Below are 18,287 nucleotides of genomic sequence, written 5' to 3'. Positions count from 1 at the left end.
GGAGCCTTCCCATGAACCATGATGCCCACTACTACCCAAGCCCTTCACGACGCATGGTCACGTTCGGTAGCCGCGGTATGGTCGCGACCTCGCAACCCCTCGGGGCACAAGTCGGCATTCAAGTCTTGCAGCAGGGCGGTAATGCCGTGGACGCTGCCATCGCTGTCGCTGCTGCCCTGACGGTCGTGGAGCCCACCTCCAATGGCTTGGGCAGCGACGCCTTCGCTATCGTCTGGGTCAACGGCGAGCTACATGGATTGAATGCCAGCGGACCCGCCCCCCGGGCAGCAACTATCGAGGCGATCAGGGCACAGGGCCATGACAAGATACCGAAACATGGCCTGTTGCCCGTCACCGTGCCCGGCGCGCCAGCCGCCTGGGCCGCCCTTTCCGAGCGCTTCGGTAAGCTGCCCTTCGCCAACTTGCTGGCTCCAGCCATCACCATTGCGGAAAGCGGCTTCCCCGTCTCGCCTATCGTCAGCCTGATGTGGGAGGAAGCTTGCGCAGACTACCGCCCCTACGACGATGGCAGCTTCCAGCCCTGGTTCGATACCTTCGCACCCAATGGCCGCGCCCCCCGGCCTGGCGAACGCTGGGCGGCACCCGATCACGCCAGCACGCTGCGAGCCATTGCCGAGACCCGCGGCCAGGCGTTCTACAAGGGCGAGTTGGCCCAGCGGATCGATGCCTTCTTTCGTGAGCATGGCGGCCTGCTGCGCCGCGAAGACCTCGCCGCCTTCCAGCCCGAGTGGGTCGAGCCGATCAGTACCCGCTATCGTGGCCACGACATCTGGGAAATCCCACCCAACGGCAGCGGGCTGATCGCTTTGCAGGCGCTGGGAATCCTCGAGCGCCTGGGTGAGGAGAGTCGGGACCCGGTAGAGACTCTTCATCGGCGCATCGAGGCCACCAAACTCGGCTACATGGACGGGAAGCGCTACATCACCGAGCGTGATGCCATGCAAGCGAGCGTGGAACGGTTACTCGCTGACGACTACCTGCAGGCGCGTGCCGAGCTGATCGGCGAGCAGGCACTCCATCCCCAGCACGGCAATCCGATCAAGGGTGGCACGGTGTACCTCGCCACTGCCGACGACGACGGCAACATGGTGTCATTCATTCAGAGTAACTACATGGGCTTCGGTTCGGGCATCGTGATACCGGGTACCGGGATAAGTCTTCAGAACCGTGGCTGCACTTTTTCCCTCGACCCCGAGCACGCCAACGTCTTGGCGCCAGGCAAGCGTACCTATCACACCATTATCCCCGGATTCATCACCCACAACGGCGAAGCCGTGGGGCCTTTCGGGGTCATGGGCGGTTACATGCAGCCACAGGGACATGTCCAGGTGATCACCTCCATGCTCGAAGATCGGCTGAATCCTCAAGCCGCTCTCGACCTACCGCGCTGGAAATGGACCGAAGGGCGGACAGTCGAAGTGGAACCGCACTTCCCGGACCATCTCGCCCAGGCCTTGGCACGACGCGGCCACCGGATCGTGAAAACAGCGGATTCGATCAGCTTCGGACGCGGTCAGATCATTCTGCGCGATAACGCCTCAGGCGTGCTGAGTGGCGGCACCGAGCCGCGCTGTGATAGCGCCGTTCTCTCGTGGTAGAGCCGGCAGACGATCAGGCGTTGAAAAGCCACTGCGTGATCTCATGCATGATAAGGCCTTCGAGAAAAGTCCGGTGAATGAAGGGCTGCCATGAGGGAGTCACCGCAACACGCAGAGATACTGGTCATCGGCGCAGGCATCGTCGGCCTGGCCTGTGCCTGGCACTTGCAGCGGCGTGGCTTCGAGGTCACGCTGCTGGACCCGGAGCCGCCGGGCTCGGCCACCTCGTCGGGCAACGCTGGCGTGCTGGCCAACTACGCCATCGAGCCCCTGGCCCAGCCCGCCATCTGGCGGCAAGCCCCGGGGCTTCTGCTGTCGCCACACTCGCCCTTCCATCTGCGCTGGCGACATCTGCCCGGGCTCGCCCCTTGGCTGTGGCGCTTCATGCAGCGCGCCAATCCTCGCAGTGCCGCCCAGGCCACCCAGGTCCTGGGTGAGCTGCTAAGGCCTGCGGTGAATGACTGGCTAACCATCCTCGACGACCTGGAGGACAACGGCACCCTTCTGCAGCGGCGCGGCAGCCTGTGCTTCTATCTCAGTGCCAAGGGCTGGCGCGAGGCCCAGGCCGAGCTTTCCGAGCGCGAGCGCTTCGGCGTTCTGCAGGAGCATCTCGACGCCAAGGCGCTGGCGGGGCTGGAGCCGGCCCTCGAGGGACTTGCCCAGGGCGGCATCCTGTTTCCCGACGCCTGCCACGTCAGCGACCCGCTGACGCTGGCCCAGCAGCTGAGCGAACGCCTGCAACGCCGCGGCGTTCGGCTGGTGCGCACCAAGGCACTGGATCTCGAATCCCACGGCGGCCGTGTTCACATCGATACCGCTCAGGGCGCCTGGCTGGCCGAAAGGGTGGTCATCGCCGCCGGCACCTGGTCGCGCCCGTTGGCGCTGGCCGCCGGCGACCGCATCCCGCTGATCTCCGAGCGCGGCTATCATCTGGAGTTCCCCACTGCCAAGGAGCTGGTCAGCCGCCCCTGTAGCCCGGGGGAGTACGCTTTCTATCTCACACCGATGCAGGGCCGCCTGCGAATTGCCGGTACCGTGGAGCTGGGTCACAACGACGACCCGATCAATCCCCGGCGTCTCGACTATATTCGCCGGCATGCCGAGCAGCTGTTCGGCCCCCTCGGCGAACCGAGCCACACCTGGCTGGGCCTGCGCCCCTCGCTGCCCGACTCGCTGCCGGTGATCGGCCCTGCATCGACACTGCCCGGCGTGAGCTACGCTTTTGGCCACGGCCACTTGGGCCTCACCCTGGCCGCCACCACCGGACGCCTGCTGGCCGAGAGCCTCAAGGGCGAAGCCCCCGGCTGGCTGTCCGGCTGCGGCGCCGGGCGTTTTTGCTGAGCCGGGCCGTTATAACTCAGTTTTTCGCTTCTATCGCGCGGCGCAGGAAGTTTAGTATCCAGCGCGCCATCAGCGTATCGTCCACCGAGGCTGCCAGCGATGTTTCTCCCTGGCTCACCCGCTCGTCGCCGACCAGTTCGCGACGCAGGTCCATCAAGTCGCGGGAATAGGCCTTGGTGAATTCGGGGTGGCCCTGCACGCCGAGGAAGTGCTCGCCGATCTGCATCAGGTAGTGGGGGCAGAAGTCGCTACCGCCCACGACGGTAGCCTCGGGGGGCAGGACCTCGACCTGGTCCTGGTGGCTGACAAGCAGGTCGATGCCCGGCTGCCACGGCTCCATCCACGCCGCCCGCGTGGTGACGCGGTTGAACGACATGCCCACGCCCCAGCCCCGCTCGCTCTTGACCACTTCGCCACCCAGCGCCTTGGCCATCAGCTGGTGGCCGAAACAGATGCCCACCAGCGGCTTGCCGGCCCGCCACAGCTCGCGCACGAAACTGCACAACTGGTCGACCCAGGCCAGTCCGTCGTTGACACCATGCTTGGAACCGGTGGTCATCCAGGCATCCACGGCGTCGATATCGTCGGGGATCTCGCCGTCCAGGCAGCGCCAGACACGAAATTCCAATGTCGGGTCGACCCGGTGAAAAAGTGCCGCGAACATCTCCGGGTAGTTGCCATGAGCCTCGCGCAGCTCCGGCGCCACGTCATCGCACTGCAGTAGCCCGATACGCATCGGTGAATCTCCTTTCAGCAAGCTTTCTTTTTTTCAGCCTGCCATTGGCGGTGCCGACGACCAAGTCCAACGTAGCAATATCGCGCTTCGTTCAGGGAAAACGCAAAGGGTCTTCGGAACTCCAGGCACAGCGCCTCGGTCCCACTGGTGTCGTCAAAAGGACAAGGAGCGTCGCGATGACCGTGCAGACCGCTGCCGGTACGGTGCCGGAACGCCCTGCATCTACCTGGACGGGTTGGGGGCAGTGGCTGGCACTGGCCACCATGACCATCGACCACCTGACCCGCTACGTTTTCCCCAGCGCGTGGGAACTCGACTGGGCCGGCTCGTCACTGGGCCGTATCGCCTTCCCGCTGTTCGCCGCCATGGTTGCCTGGCACGGCTTGTTCAATACCCGCAACCCCATGCGCTATGCGCGGCGAATCCTGGTCATCGGGATTGCGGCACAGCTGCCCTTCATGCTGATGCCGCGGGCCTCCGATGCCTTTCTCCTGAACGTCTGCTTCACCCTGGCGCTGGGATTGGCCTGGGGCGCCTGGCTGCGCGACCTGCTCGAGCGTCACCGCAGCGGCAGCCTGAGCAGCCTCTGGCTGGCAACGGCGGTGACCGCCACGCTGACGCTCTGGTATCTGCTGGGCGACTGGGTGGAATACAGCCATCGCGGCCTGCTGCTGGTGCCGCTGTTCATGCTTGCCATGCATCATCTGCACAGCGCCGGTGAAGAGCTTACCGAGCGCCTGATTGCCGCCGCCCTGGCAACGCCGCTGCTGGTCGTGGCTGGTTTGATGAACGCTACGGACATGGCGAAATCGTTTACCGTCGCGACCTGCCTCGCCGTGCTATGGCTGGCCGCCGGCGCTCACCGAACCACCCCGGGGGTGCCGCTGGAGATGCCCCGGCGGCTATGGCTTACCTGGTATCCCGGTCATTTCGCGCTGATCGCCCTGTGGCTCTGGGCCAGCGGAGGACTCGGCTGACATGGCACTGCCCGTAACGGGGGCAACGCCCTGGCCCATGAGCAACGTCTCGAAGGCTTCGACCAGCATGGGGCGGTGGAAGTGGTAGCCCTGATACAGGCCACAGCCACGCTGCAGCAGGAACTGCCGCTGCGCCTCGTTCTCCACGCCCTCGGCGACCACATCGATACCCAGGTGCTGAGCCATGGCCAACACCGTTTCCACGATGGCCGCATCATTGCAATCGGTATCGAGACTACTGACGAAGCTGCGGTCGATCTTGAGTTCATCCAGCGGCAGGGACTTCAGGTAGGAAAGTGACGAGAACCCGGTACCGAAGTCATCCAGCGCCAGGTGCACGCCGAGCCGCTTGAGGGCCTGCATCCTTTCGATGGCATCCTCCAGGCCGTCGATCATGATGCTTTCGGTCAGCTCCACTACCAGTCGAGCCGGGTCGATGCCATGGGTGCCGGTGACCCAGGTAAGGCCTTCGACGAAACCGGGCTGAGTGAAGTGGCGGACGCTGATATTGACCGACAGGCGCGGCAGGACCGAGGCCGGGAGACGGGCCAGCAGCTCACAGCAGCGCTCAAGCATCCAGGTCTCGAGTTCGACGATCAGGTCGCTCTCCTCGGCGATGGCGATGAACACCTCGGGCGAGACCCAGCCGTGCCGAGGATGTTTCCAGCGCATCAGCGCTTCGCCACCGATGATCCGCTCGCCCTGGTCGAGCTGAGGCTGGAAGGCAATGCTCAGTTGTCCTTCCACCAGCGCCAGGCGCAGCGCCTGCTCCATCTCAAGCCGCCAGCTGAGCTGGGTCTGCATGGAGGGCTCGTAGCCACAGATCTGAGCGCGCCCCCTGAGCTTGGCCTGATACATCGCGGTATCTGCGTGGCGCAGCACGTCGCCCACGTCTTCGTCGCCCAGGGGGAAGATGGTGTAGCCGATGCTCGGCGTGACGCTGATGCGCTGTTCGCCCAGATCATAGGTTCTTCTCAAGGTGGCAAGCAGCCGCTCGGCTCGCTGCTCGGCCCGCTCCAGCTCGGCCGCTCGATCAGCGCTCAAGGTCGGCATCATCACGACGAATTCGTCGCCGCTGAGGCGCGCCGCCATAGCGCTGTCGTCGATGCTCAGCAACAAGCGCTTGCTGACCTGGCGCAGCAATTCATCGCCCACCGCATGTCCCAGGGTGTCGTTGATGATCTTGAAGCGATCAAGGTCGAGGAACATCAACAGCCCTACGCGCCCATCGTCACGCCGATCGCGGATAGTCGAAGCCAGCGTCTCGATCAGCAGCCGTCGGTTGGGCAGTTCGGTCAGCGGGTCGAAGTAGGCCTGGCGATGGATGGTCTCTTCCGCCAGCTTTCGCTCCGTAAAGTCCTCGATGACCGCGACTCCGCCCACCACCTCGCCCGCTTCGTTGCGCAGAGCGCTGTAGAAAGCCCGCAGCGGGGTCTTCTTGCCGCTGAACAGGTTGCGGTAAGTCCCCTCGAAATAGCCGGTGCCGCTCTCCAGGGCATCGCGTACCGCCTTGCTCACACGCTCGTCCTCGAGCTGAGTCAGGAGGTTGATACCCAACAGCCGCTGACGGCTGGCCCCCAGGATATCGAGGCACATCTCGTTGCAATCCACCACCTTGCCCTGGCGGTCGAAGTGCATCACCCCCAGCGGGGTGTGGCGGAAAATAGCACGGTAGCGCGCTTCACTGACGCGCAGCTGACGCTCTCGCGACGAAACGATCAAGCGCAAGGCGATATTGTCACTAATGTTTCGATGCAGCCGGCGACTGGTCACCAGCACCAGGCCCAGCAACAGCACCACCATGGCCGAGAGCAGCAGCGCCAGGGAGTCGCCCTGCGCCAACAACTGCCCCAGCAACGGCAGCAGCACGACCAGCACGTAGACCGGTGCTATCCACGCCACCGAAGAGAGAGTGGTCACCCCGCCGGCCGCAATACCCGTGAGAACGATGGCCAGCGCCGCAAGCTGGCCATGATGCTCCATGGTGAACATGAGCAGGCCGGCCGCCCCCCACAGCAGGGCAGCAATACCGGCTCCCCAGGCAAAGCGATAGAGCCAGCGGCGCCTGCGGCGCACCTCTTCCGGCTGGCGGTGGTAGTGCCAGGCCAACCAGAGACGGCCACCGGATACCAGAAACATGGCTGCAAGCCAGACTAGCAGTAGCACAGGAGACGTGAACGGCCACATGGCGGCCACCAGCAGGCATGCTGCCAGCACGCTCGTGAGTAATGGCTGCCATAGCCGCTCGTAGAGCAGGCGCACCTGCTCATGGGCCAGCTGACGTCGGTGAGAAAGGTCCAACTCGACTTCGGTAAACGGTGGCTCGTCCTGAAGCGGTAAGGGCATGCCCGGTTCCCGGGGTTATTGTTGGAGACTCCTATCTTTAACCGATCAAGCCGGGCTTGGCGAGCATGCGTCTCAACGCATGGCATTACCCGACTCGACAGGCCGCATCAACCCGTTGGTACCGATGAGCTAGGGCCAGCTGTACACACCGCGGTTGAGGGCATCCCGAAAAGCGGAGTGGACCTTGTTGCCGCGCAGGGTCGCACCGCTGTAGCCGTCGATATCGTCGGCCAGACGCTCGGGCTCGTAGAGCGCGAAGATGGCCGTCACAGGCTGACCCTCGAGGCGCTCGGCCAGCTGCCGGTGCTGCTCCAACACCGCATAGAGTTCGTCATCTTCCTCCAATTGCCGGTAATCGACGCCGCGATAAGCCAGGTACCGGTAGCTGATGTTCGACATCCGGCCGTCGCGCAGGTCGAACTGCACGTTGACCTGCATTTCGCCGCCATCGCTGAACACGCCACGATAGCGGCCATCCAGGGGCAACCCCAGCAGCGCCCGGTGCAGGCGCTCATCCTCGGCGGGCGAGAGCCGCGCCTCGCGCTCCTCATCCTCGACGATCTCTTCGGGGGCGGCCTCGGGCTCGAGCGGCTCGCCCTCCTCGTCCACCAGGCGTCCGATCAGGTACTCGTCGAGCATTGATTCGGCCCGTGCACTGTGGGGTACGCCGGGGCGCTTGTTGTCCCAACCCTCGGTGGACTCTCTGCCGCACCACTCGAGAAACACCTCCTCGTCGGTGGGATGGTCGGGAAAGTAGTCGGTGAAGTCGTAGACCCTGCCATGAATGGCCTTCCAGCAGCTCTCGGCGCTGTCATGCTCGGCCAGTTCATCGAGGGTGATGGGATCCAGGTCGGTATCGTCCTGTTCTTCACGCTCGCTACTGGAGAGTGCGCTGATCGAGACCAGGGTAAACAGGCTGGCCACGAAGGCGATAAAGGCAGAATAAGCGATCTTATTGATATTCATAGGAAATCAAAGACCTCGCTGTGGATGCGTGAGGCGGGAATTCCCTGGTCGAGCAGCAGTCGGTTGAGGTGGTGATTCATTCCTGGGGGACCGCAAATGTAGATTTCACGCTCGGTGAAGTCCGGGCAGTACTGGCGCAGGTAGGCCTCGGTCATTACCCCTTTCTCCCGGGAGTAGTGCTGGGTGAAGGTGAACCCCTCGACCCGCTCGGCAATGTCGACCAGTTCTTCCTGGTAATAGGCGCGAACGGCGTCGCTGGCAAGATAGAACAGGTGAATGCGCCCCTCCATGACGGCTCCTGTCGCGAGGTCGCGAGCACCACCCACGAAAGGAGTGATGCCGATGCCACCACCGAGCCAGAGCATGTCTCGCTCCGGAAAGCGGCGTTCGAAGAACTCCCCGTAGGGGCCTTCGATCAGCGCTCGGGTTCCCGGAGTCACCGTTTGCAGGGCGTGGCTGGCATCGCCCAGGTCTTTGATCCCGATGCGCAGCCGACCGTCCGAGGGCGCCGAAGCGATGGTGTAGGGATGCTCCTCGCCACGCCCGGCGGAGAGCGTCTGATCCAGCGGCGTCAGGTAGACGAACTGTCCCGTCACGTGACGTATGCCCTGGTGCTCAGGGCGAAGCACCAGCTCGACCACGCCGCGCGCCAGCGGCACTACCTCCTCTACCCGGTAGGCGTGACGCCGCTGCGGTGCCACGCCCTTGCGCCAGGCGATGGCGCCAAGCCCGGCGATACCCAGCAGCCACCATGGCCAGGCCTCGCCGGCCAGCAACAGGGCATGCCAGAGCCCCAGCAGCAGTGCCGCCGCCGACACCAGATGCAGATGTTTCCAGCGTTGATAGTGAGGCTGGCCGAAGAAGTCGAAGGTAGGCGCCAGAAAGATCACCATGGCCGCCCAGGCGAGCCAGCCGAGCCAGAGAGCGCCGTGGGAGAGCGGCGGAAAGAGCGTGGCCACCGCTGCATCCAGGGAAGCTGGCACCGCGGCAAGCCCGAGCGCCAGGGCGTGAATCATCACCAGGATGAAGGAGGCAAAGCCCAACCAGTGGTGAATACGCCAGAGCCGCGTCAGCCCACCGAAATAGCGGTCGAATCCCGGCACCCGGCAGCTCACCGCACCCGCCAGCAACATCATGGCCAGAGCCAGAATACCGCTCACCTGGCCGACCCAGGTCAGCCACTCCCCAGGCGGCCCGCCGGGCCCGCCCAGGCGAGGCAGTGCCACCAGCAGGGGCAGAAAAATCAGTACTATCAGGAAAACGTCACCGCTTCGGCGAAGCCAAGGCATCGCTGAGCCCCCTGTGTCCCATCGTGTCTACCATTGTTGCCGATTGTACAGACTCTGCCAGTTCAACAAAGCTGAAGAGCATCAGACATGACGCATATCCATTCATCGCCTCCCTCAGTCACGGCAACGTCATGCAACCGCCATCTCCTATACACGGAAGCGCCACATATGGGCGGCATGATCGAGCCTCGCCAATCTCCATCCTATTGCGAGGCAGCACATGAACCAGCCGCAGAACCCCGGCCATGTCGACCCCATCCTTGCCGCCGGCGACGAGCCGATGAGCAACGCTTCCGGCAACGCCTATTTTGGCGACATCCTGGAGACGCGCTTGAGCCGTCGCACACTGCTGCGCGGCAGCCTGGCGGCGGCGGTCGCTGGCGTCATGGCAACGCAGCTGCCCTTCGGCCGGGCACTGGCCGCTGGGCCAGGCGTTGAGGCGCCCAGCATCGGCTTCAAGGCGATTCCCGTCGGCACCGGCGACAGCGTGGTGGTGCCGGAGGGCTACCGGGTGCAGGCCTTCATTCCATGGGGCACACCGATCAGCGGCGACATGCCGGCTTTCTCGCTGGATGCCAGCGGCGAGAACCAGGCCCACCAGATCGGCAGCCACCACGACGGCATGCACTACTTCGCTATCGACGGCAGCTCTCGCGATGGCCTGCTGGTCCTCAATCACGAATATATCGAACCGCGCTTCCTGCATGCCGCAGCCGCTGGAATGCCCCTGGACCGCAACGGCTTCCCGCAGCATGAGGACGGCAGCCGCGATGCCGACCAGGTACGCAAGGAACTCAATGCCCATGGCGTTTCGGTGGTGCGGGTGCGTCAGGGTGACGACGGCCAGTGGCAGGTGGTGCAGGATCGCCTCAACCGCCGCGTTACCGGCCTTACGCCGATGCAATTGGCCGGGCCGGTGGCAGGCACCGAGCACGTGGTGACGAAGTACAGTCCCGACGGCCGCATGACCCGCGGCACCCTGAACAACTGCGCCCACGGCGTTACGCCGTGGAACACCTACCTGGCCGCCGAAGAGAACTGGGCTGGCTACTTTGCCAACGAGGATGCCGAGATCGACCGTCGCCAGAGCCGCTACGGCATCGAGACGCGCGCCGAAGGCCGTTACCAATGGCACCGCGCCCAGGGCGGCGCCGACGAGTTCGTGCGCTTCGACGCCACTTCCCGTGGCGCCGCACCCAGCGAGGACTACCGCAACGAGCCCCACGCCTTCGGCTACATGGTGGAGATCGACCCCTTCGATCCGCAGAGCACGCCGATCAAGCGCACCCACCTGGGCCGCTTCGCCCATGAAGGGGTGATCTTCGCCCCGGCAGTGGAAGGCCAGCCGGTAGTGGCCTACTCGGGCGACGACGCCCGCTTCGAATACATCTACAAGTTCGTCTCGGCGCGACCCTACGAAGCCTCCAACGCCGACGGCTCGCTGCTCGACGAGGGCACGCTCTACGTCGCCAGGTTCAACGACGACGGCAGCGGCGAGTGGCTGGCCCTGGCCCCGGGCCAGAACGGCCTGACGCCGGAGAACGGCTTCGCCGAGCTGGCCGACATCCTGGTCAACACCCGCAGCGCAGCCGACCACGTCGGCGCCACCAAGATGGACCGCCCCGAGTGGGGCGCCGTCGACCCGGCCACAGGCCAGGTCTACTTCACCCTGACCAACAACACCCGCCGCAGCGAAGAGCAGGTCGACGCCGCCAACCCACGCGCCGAGAACCACTTCGGCCACATCATTCGCTGGCAGGAGGACGGCACCCACGCCGCCGAGCGCTTCGCGTGGGATATCTTCGTGCTGGCGGGCGACACTGAGAGCGGCCGCGACCTGGCCGGCGAGCCGCTGGGCCAGGAGGCGATCTTCTCCAGCCCCGACGGGCTGTGGATCGACCCGGACCGCCGCGTATGGATCCAGAGCGACATCAGTGAATCGGTGATGAACAGTGGCATCCACGAGGTGTTCGGCAACAACCAGATGCTGGTCGCCAACCCAGAAACCGGCGAAATCCGCCGCTTCCTCACCGGCCCCATCGGCCAGGAGATCACCGGCGTGATCACTACCCCGGACCAGCGCACCATGTTCGTCAACGTGCAGCACCCCGGCGCCACTACCAGCGCCGAGGCGTTCGCCGCCGGCGAGCTGGTCAGCCACTGGCCGGACGGTGGCAATGCCATTCCGCGTTCGGCGACGCTGGTGATTACCCGAGAGGACGGCGGCATCATCGGCGCATAAGAGAGAGGCAAAAAACAGCGAGCCCCGCCAATGGCGGGGCTCGCTACGTTACGTCGATTGCGTGGTTAGAGGTTGCCCTGGCGGAACGCATCCTCGAAGCTGAAGCGCGGCTCCGGCGCTTCGGGCAGCAGCCAGGCACAGCCGTGGACCTTTTCCAGCAGCTCGCCGTGGGTCGACGCTAGCAGGTTGACGTGGGCCAGCTTGCGCCCGGGGCGCTCGCTCTTGTCGTAGCGGTGCAGGTGGGCATCGGAGATGGCGAGTATTGCCGCCGGATCGCCCTCTTGGCCGATCACGTTGACCATGCAGGTCGGCATGCGCGCTGCAGTGGCACCCAGCGGCAGGCCCTGGATCGCGCGCAGATGGTTTTCGAACTGGCTGGTCACCGCGCCGTCCATGGTCCAATGGCCGGAATTGTGTACCCGAGGCGCCATCTCGTTGGCCAGCAGCTTGCCGTCGCGGGTCTGGAACAGCTCCAGGGTCAGCACGCCGACGTAGTCCAGTTCATCGAGCAGCGCGCGAATATAGCCGTCGGCGGTCTGCTGCACTGCTTCGTCGAGATCCGGCATCGGCGCCAGCGAGTAACGCAGGATGCCGTCCACGTGCACGTTTTCGGCCATGGGGTAGAAGGCCATCTCGCCCTCGCGGCCGCGCACGGCGATGATCGACACCTCGCGCACGAAGTCGACGAAGGCCTCGACGATCAGCTTGGGATGATTGATCGAACGCCAGGCCTCAGCCGCCTCGGCAGGGTCACGCAACACCGCCTGGCCCTTGCCGTCGTAGCCCTCGGTGACCGACTTGGCCACTACCGGGGTGCCCAGCTCCCGGGCCGCCGCTTCCAGCGCCTCGGCGCTCTCCACGATGCGGTAGGTCGGCGTGGGAATACCCAGGCGATCGAACAGCGCCTTCTCTTCGGCGCGGTTCTGGCAGATGCGGATCGCCTCGCTCGAGGGGTACACCGGCTTGACCTCCTCGATGGCCTGCACCAGCGCCACGGGCAGGTGCTCGAACTCGTAGGTAACCAGGTCGACCTTGGCCAGGAAGTCATCGAGCAGATGGTGTTGATCGGTATAGACCATGACATCACCGATCCCGGCACTGGGGTGGCCGGTCGTATCGAGGAAGGTGAAGCGATTAGCCAGCGGGTAGCCGGCCAGGGCCAGCATGCGGCCGAGCTGGCCGGCACCGAGTACGCCGATATTCATGTCGCTGTCTCCTCTCGCTGGCTCATTCGTCTACGGGCCGGGGGTCTGGATTGTCGAGCACTGTCTGCGTCTGCTCGGCGCGGAAGGCCTCGACCTCAGCGCGCACCTTCTCATCCTGCAACCCGACGATCTGGGCCGCCAGCAGGCCGGCATTGGTCGCCCCGGCCTTGCCGATCGCCAGCGTGCCCACGGCGATGCCGCCCGGCATCTGTACGATGGAAAGCAGCGAATCGAGCCCCTTCAGCGCCTTGGATTCCACCGGGACGCCGAGCACCGGCAGCGCGGTCTGGGAGGCCACCATGCCCGGCAGGTGGGCGGCACCACCGGCACCGGCAACGATCACCTGCAAGCCACGCCCGGCTGCCGCCTTGGCGTAGTCGAACAGCAGATCCGGGGTACGATGCGCTGACACCACGCGGGTTTCATAGGGCACGCCCAGGCGCTCGAGCATCGTGACGGCGTGCTCCATGACCGGCCAATCGGATTTCGACCCCATGATCACGCCTACGCGTGGCGGCTCGTTGGATGGCATAGTTGCGGTTCCCCGTGATGACGCTGGTTGGCGAAGGGCAGGTATTCTAACGGCGCCCGCAGGCGCCGTCATCTTGACCAGTCGGGCAAGCGACCGCCGGCTCGTGCAGGCGGTCGCAGCCGTCATGTCGTTCCCGTGCCGGCCGGGTGGGTTTCCCGCCGGCTGGCCAACCAGTTGGCGCCGATGGCGACGATCATTACCGCCACCCCGATGGCCTCCAGCATGAAGTTGGGATAGAACACCGCCACGATCGCGCCCGAGATGGCGATACGAGGCAGCCACGACATGCGCGTGAACAAGTACCCTTCAAGCGCTGCGGCAAAGGCCCCCAGCGCCAGTATCGCGATCAGCCCGTTCCAGGCCAGGATGTGCAGCGGGCCACCGATGATGATCTCCGGGTTGAAGACCATGAACATCGGGATCAGGTAGAGGCCCTTGGCGAACTTCCATGCCTGCACCCCGGTCGCCATGGGCTTGGAGCCGGCGATCGCCGCCCCGGCGAAGCCGGCCAAGGCTATCGGTGGCGTCACGTTGGAATCCTGGGAGTACCAGAACACCACCAGGTGGGCGATCAGCAGCGGGATGCCGAACTCGGCGGTCAGCGCCGGGCCCACCAGCACGATCAGCACGATGTAGCTGGCGGTGACCGGCAGGCCCATGCCCAGGATCAGGCTGGCCAGCAGCACCATCAGCAGTGCCAGCACTATATTACCGCCGGAGAAGGCCATCATCATGGCGGAGAACTTGAGCCCCAGGCCGGTGAGCCCCACCACCCCGACGATGATGCCGGCCACGGCGCAGGCCAGGGAGACCGACACGGCGTTGCGGGCGCCAAGCTCCAGTCCCTCGACCAGCTTGAGGAAGCCGGCCCAGACCACGCGGCCGGTGCTGGCCAGGGTGACGGGCTGGCCCTGGCGCGGGGCGACGAAAAGGAACCAGATGGCATAGCGCAGCGCGGCCACGGCGACCATGGTCACCACCGCGTAGAAGCCCACCCGCATCGGCGACATGTGCATTGCCAGCAGCCACACCAGCACCGCCAGCGGCAGCAGGAAGTGCCAGCCCTCGCGCAGCACGTCGCGCATCTGCGGCAGCTCGCTCCTGGCCATGCCCTGCATGCCCTGCTTGAGGGCGATGATGTGCACGAACAGATAGACGGTGGCGAAATACATGATTGCCGGCAGGATGCTCACCTTGACCACGTCCAGGTAGGGCGTGTTGGTGTACTCGGCGATCAGGAAGGCGCCGGCCCCCATCAGCGGCGGCATGATCTGCCCGCCGGTGGATGCCGCCGCCTCGATGCCGCCGGCCTGGTGCGGCTTGTAGCCCAGGCGCTTCATCAAGGGGATGGTGAAGGCGCCGGTGGTCACCACGTTGGCGATGGCACTGCCGGAGATCGAGCCCATGCCAGCCGAAGCGATGACCGCGGCCTTGGCCGGGCCGCCGCGCTGCCGGCCGGTGGCGGCGTAGGCCATGTCGATGAAGAACTTGCCGGCGCCGGTGCTTTCGAGGAAAGCGCCGAACAATACGAAGACGAAGATGAAAGTCGCCGCCACCCCCAGCGGCAGGCCGAAGATGCCCTCCTGGCCCAGGTAGAGCTGGCCCACCACCCGGTCGAGGTTGTAGCCACGGTGCTCGAGAATGCCGGGCATGAACTGGCCAAGCCACGGCAGCTCGCCGCGCGGCCCGGCAAAGGCATAGAGAATGGCAATCACGCCGATGATGGTCATGCCCAGGCCCACCGCCCGGCGGCTAGCCTCCAGCACGGTGACTACGGCGATGCAGCCGACGATGATGTCGGTCTGGCTCCAGAAGCCGGCGCGGCGGATGATCTCATCCAGGTAGAGCACCATGTAGCCGCCGGTGATCATGGCACCGGCGAAGAAGGCGGCATCGATCACCCAGCCCAGCACGCCGCGCTTGCGGTTGGGGCCGAACACCGGAAAGATCAGGAAGGCCAGCATCATGATCAGCATCAGGTGGACGCTGCGCTGGTAGAACAACCCCAGCGGCTGAATACCGGCGGAGTAAAGCTGGAACAGCGACAGCCCTACCGCGACCAGGGTGATCAACCACAGGATCGGTCGGGGCTGAATGGCATTGCCACCGGGTACGGTGACGGGAGGGTTGGCAGATTCGCTCATGCGCGCCTCTCAAGGGGTGGTGTCAGGGGTGCGCAGGTGGATCGTCACCCGCTCGCCGGCTGCCAGTGCGCTCAGGCTGATCCGGCGACCCTCATGCAGCAATCTATGGTCGACCCTGTCGGAGCCGACCCTCAGTCGGTAGCGGTTGCCCGCCACCGGCTCGTTGATCTCCTCGATCCAGTAGCCGCCCTGGCCGTCGGAGACCTGGCGCCCCCGGCCCGGCACATGGCCCAGTCCGGCGGCAAAATCGGGCTGATGGCTGCGTTCCAGCACCATTCTCCCTTGGTCATGGCGATAGCAATCCTGCACGCGGATACCCGTGACGGAGTGATTCCACTCCAGGCACCAGCGTTCGCCTTCCGGCATCGGCAGCTCGACCAGCAGGGTGTCATCGTCGCTCAACACTTGCAGACGTGCATCACCGGCCCAGGCCATGCTGCAGCCCAAGGCCAGCATGCAGAAAGTCGCCACCCAAAGTGGGCAGCGACTCTCGCTGACAGACCTGGCGCAGCGACTCATGAGTAACCGCGTCAGGCTATACGGTCATCACGGACGCTGGTGATCCTGGACCTCGGCGCCCACTTCCTCGTAGTAGCGCAGCGCACCGTCGTGGAACGGCACCGGCGTGGAATCGATGCTGAAATCGACGGTAGTGTCATTGGCCGCCGGATGCACGGCAATCAGCTCGTCGGTGTTCTCGAACAGCAGCTTGGTCAGCTGGTAGGCCAGCTCCTCGTCCATGTCGGCGTTGACGACCAGCACGTTGGGAATACTGATGGTCTGCACCGCCTCGTCCATGCCGTCGTACATGCCGGCACGCAGCTCGTAGGCGGCGAAGGTGGGCTCGACTTCGCGAGCGTTGTCGATCTCCTCCTCGCTGAAGCCAACCAGACGGATATCGCGGGTCGCCGCCAGGTTGAGGATCGAGCTGGTGGGCGGCCCCACGCTCCAGAAGCCGGCGTCGATGTCGCCATCGCGGATGGCATCGGCGGTCTCATTGAAGTTCAGGCGCTGCGGACGGAAATCGTCGTAGGTGATGCCGTTGGCTTCCAGCAGGGCGCGGGCGTTGAGCTCGGTGCCGCTGCCCGGTGCGCCGACCGAGACGCGCTTGCCGCGCAGATCTTCCAGCGACTGGATGTCGGAATCGGCCAGGGTGACCAACTGCACGGCGTTAGGGTAGACGGACGCCAGGGCACGGGTGTCCTCGATCTGGCGGCCCTCGAAGTCGCCGGTGCCGTTGTAGGCCTGGTAGACGGTGTCGGCCAGGGCCAGCGCCAGGTCGGCGTCACCGCGCATGATCAGGCCCATGTTCTCCACCGAGGCGCCGGTCACTTCCGCCGTAGCGGTGGAGCCTTCGATGTGATTGTTGATCATCTCGGCGAAACCGCCGCCGATGGGATAGTACACGCCGCCGGTACCGCCGGTGGCAATGGAAAGCTGCTGAGCGGCAGCCAGCGGAGCCGTGGCCAGCAGCGTGGCTGCTGCAGCGTACTTGAGAGCTCGCATGGAATCCTCCGTCCTGAAACCGGATCGTTTATGGTTGTTCCTGGGATGCGAGCCGGGCGTGCCCGGCCGCTTCCTGACAAAAACTAGCACGCTCCCGCATGAAGGTGCTAATCCACAGTTTCTACGTTCTTGAGGATTTTCGGCAATTCCACCAAGGTCGGTTCAGCCCGGCAGACCATCGGGCCGGGCGCTCAACAGCATGCGGGCAAAACTCAGCGCATAAATCCAGAAGGTCAGCAGCCAACAGAGCGTGGGCAGCAGTACGCTGCCGCTCAGGTAATGCTGCGGCCAGAAGAGCGGCACCGCACTGCGCAGCAGCGTCCCGAGGACAAGGCAGACGAGTGCCAGCCAGATCAGCCGCGACAGCACCAGCGGTCGCCCGGTGTGACGCAGCCCGGCGATGCAGAACACCGCCAGCACCGCCCCGCCCACCGCACCCAGGAACAGCAGGTGGCGTCCGGCATAGGCCGGCAGGCCATCGCTCAAGGCCGCGATACCCACCAGCGCCAGGCCCAGCGTCAGCCACGCATAGGCCAGCGTCAGCAGCAAGAGGTAGAGCCGCCCCATGGCACGCCCCCAAGGCCATTCGCTGAGACGGTCGGCCTGGGCAGCCGCGGCAGCCAGGGCGACCCAGCCGGTGACCGGATGCCCCCTGGCGACGAAATCGGCCAGGGCGAAGAGGCAAAGGGTGACCACGGCCAGGTGCTCGCGGGCCGGCGTGAAGCGCAGCGGCCTCGGGCTGCCGCTCTCCCCCACCGCGACCTGCGAGATCACCCGCACGATGCGCGAGGCGGTCACCGCGATCATCACCAGCAGCAGGTTGGCGGCGAGATGCAGCATGCCCAGGCCACCGGATTGCGCCGGTAGCAGGTCGAGCCAGGTCAGGTAGAAGCCGAGCTGGGCCAGCAGAAACAGCCCCGCCAGCAGGCCCAAGCTGAGGTGCCGCCGCCCCTCGGGGGAGAACAGGGCCGGCAGCGCCCAGACCAGCACCCAGAGCGAGAAGGCCAGGTTGATCGCCGCCACCAGCCAACCCGGCAGCACACCGGCGAACCAGAAGGCGATCCGCCCGGCCAGCCACAGCCCCACCAGCCCCGCCAGCCTGACGCCGACCAACGGTTCGACCCGCGCCCAGGAGGGGATGGCCGTGAGCAGGAAGCCGGCCAACGCCGCCGAGGCGAAGCCGAACAACATTTCGTGGCCGTGCCACAGCATCGGTGACATGCCGAGCGGCAGCGTTAGCTGATGCAACAGCAGCCCCACCCAGGGCAACAGCGCCAGCGGGGCATAGAGCGCGGCAAGTAAAAAGAAAGGGCGAAAGGCGTAGGCCAGGATCGGCCACGGCTGGCCGGCACGGAGTGCGGCTGTCGTCGTCATCGCGTGCCTC

General features: G+C 65.3%; 14 protein-coding genes. 4 read left to right on the top strand and 10 right to left on the bottom strand.

Annotated features, from left to right (window positions below):
• Positions 1-11: 11 nt before the first annotated feature.
• Together H1D44_RS09170 and H1D44_RS09165 are read left to right on the top strand one after the other, a co-directional pair.
• Positions 12-1,619 (top strand): gamma-glutamyltransferase family protein, encoded by a 1,608-nt coding sequence (locus H1D44_RS09170; RefSeq protein ID WP_181514551.1) that lies wholly within the window; start codon positions 12-14, stop codon positions 1,617-1,619.
• 90 nt (positions 1,620-1,709) lie between these two features.
• Entirely contained in the window at positions 1,710-2,960 is a 1,251-nt protein-coding gene (locus H1D44_RS09165; protein ID WP_181514550.1) for an NAD(P)/FAD-dependent oxidoreductase, read from the top strand.
• A gap of 16 nt (positions 2,961-2,976) precedes the next feature.
• Here H1D44_RS09165 and H1D44_RS09160 read toward each other — a convergent pair whose 3' ends face one another.
• On the bottom strand, positions 2,977-3,696 hold the full coding sequence (locus H1D44_RS09160; protein WP_181514549.1) for a glutamine amidotransferase-related protein: 720 nt from the start codon (positions 3,694-3,696) through the stop codon (positions 2,977-2,979).
• Positions 3,697-3,872: 176 nt separating this feature from the next.
• Between H1D44_RS09160 and H1D44_RS09155 the strand changes: the two genes are divergently transcribed.
• Entirely contained in the window at positions 3,873-4,673 is an 801-nt protein-coding gene (locus H1D44_RS09155; protein WP_181514548.1) for a TraX family protein, read from the top strand.
• Here H1D44_RS09155 and H1D44_RS09150 read toward each other — a convergent pair.
• The 3 genes from H1D44_RS09150 to H1D44_RS09140 all read right to left on the bottom strand — a co-directional run bounded on the left by H1D44_RS09150 (position 4,599) and on the right by H1D44_RS09140 (position 9,274).
• Positions 4,599-7,019 (bottom strand): EAL domain-containing protein, encoded by a 2,421-nt coding sequence (locus tag H1D44_RS09150; RefSeq protein WP_181514547.1) that lies wholly within the window; start codon positions 7,017-7,019, stop codon positions 4,599-4,601. The genes H1D44_RS09155 and H1D44_RS09150 overlap by 75 nt on opposite strands.
• A 129-nt stretch (positions 7,020-7,148) precedes the next feature.
• Positions 7,149-7,985, bottom strand: coding sequence for a cytochrome b5 domain-containing protein (locus H1D44_RS09145; RefSeq protein ID WP_181514546.1), 837 nt, complete (start codon positions 7,983-7,985; stop codon positions 7,149-7,151).
• The gene (locus tag H1D44_RS09140; protein WP_181514545.1) at positions 7,982-9,274 is read right to left on the bottom strand and encodes a ferric reductase-like transmembrane domain-containing protein; all 1,293 of its coding nucleotides are present in this window, start codon (positions 9,272-9,274) and stop codon (positions 7,982-7,984) included. Before H1D44_RS09140 ends, H1D44_RS09145 begins: the two co-directional genes overlap by 4 nt.
• Positions 9,275-9,494: 220 nt before the next feature.
• On the opposite strand from H1D44_RS09140, the gene H1D44_RS09135 reads away from it, so the two are divergent.
• Positions 9,495-11,516 (top strand): PhoX family protein, encoded by a 2,022-nt coding sequence (locus tag H1D44_RS09135; protein ID WP_181514544.1) that lies wholly within the window; start codon positions 9,495-9,497, stop codon positions 11,514-11,516.
• A gap of 65 nt (positions 11,517-11,581) precedes the next feature.
• On the opposite strand, the gene H1D44_RS09130 is transcribed toward H1D44_RS09135, so the two are convergent.
• From H1D44_RS09130 to H1D44_RS09105, 6 genes are all read right to left on the bottom strand, one after another.
• On the bottom strand, positions 11,582-12,721 hold the full coding sequence (locus tag H1D44_RS09130) for a 5-(carboxyamino)imidazole ribonucleotide synthase (protein ID WP_181514543.1): 1,140 nt from the start codon (positions 12,719-12,721) through the stop codon (positions 11,582-11,584).
• Between the two features lie 22 nt (positions 12,722-12,743).
• Entirely contained in the window at positions 12,744-13,253 is a 510-nt protein-coding gene (purE, locus tag H1D44_RS09125) for a 5-(carboxyamino)imidazole ribonucleotide mutase (RefSeq protein ID WP_181514542.1), read from the bottom strand.
• A 122-nt stretch (positions 13,254-13,375) separates the two neighbouring features.
• Positions 13,376-15,397, bottom strand: a complete 2,022-nt coding sequence (locus H1D44_RS09120) for a TRAP transporter permease (RefSeq protein WP_181514541.1) — start codon at positions 15,395-15,397, stop codon at positions 13,376-13,378.
• 9 nt (positions 15,398-15,406) lie between these two features.
• Entirely contained in the window at positions 15,407-15,853 is a 447-nt protein-coding gene (locus tag H1D44_RS09115; RefSeq protein WP_181514540.1) for a DUF1850 domain-containing protein, read from the bottom strand.
• A gap of 90 nt (positions 15,854-15,943) precedes the next feature.
• Entirely contained in the window at positions 15,944-16,903 is a 960-nt protein-coding gene (locus H1D44_RS09110) for a TAXI family TRAP transporter solute-binding subunit (protein WP_181514539.1), read from the bottom strand.
• A gap of 162 nt (positions 16,904-17,065) precedes the next feature.
• Positions 17,066-18,277: an NnrS family protein gene (locus tag H1D44_RS09105; protein ID WP_181514538.1), complete on the bottom strand. Its 1,212-nt coding sequence runs from the start codon at positions 18,275-18,277 to the stop codon at positions 17,066-17,068.
• Positions 18,278-18,287: the final 10 nt, after the last annotated feature.

Source organism: Billgrantia kenyensis, assembly GCF_013697085.1.
Lineage (GTDB): Bacteria > Pseudomonadota > Gammaproteobacteria > Pseudomonadales > Halomonadaceae > Halomonas > Halomonas kenyensis.
This window is presented reverse-complemented; position numbering and strand designations above follow the sequence as displayed.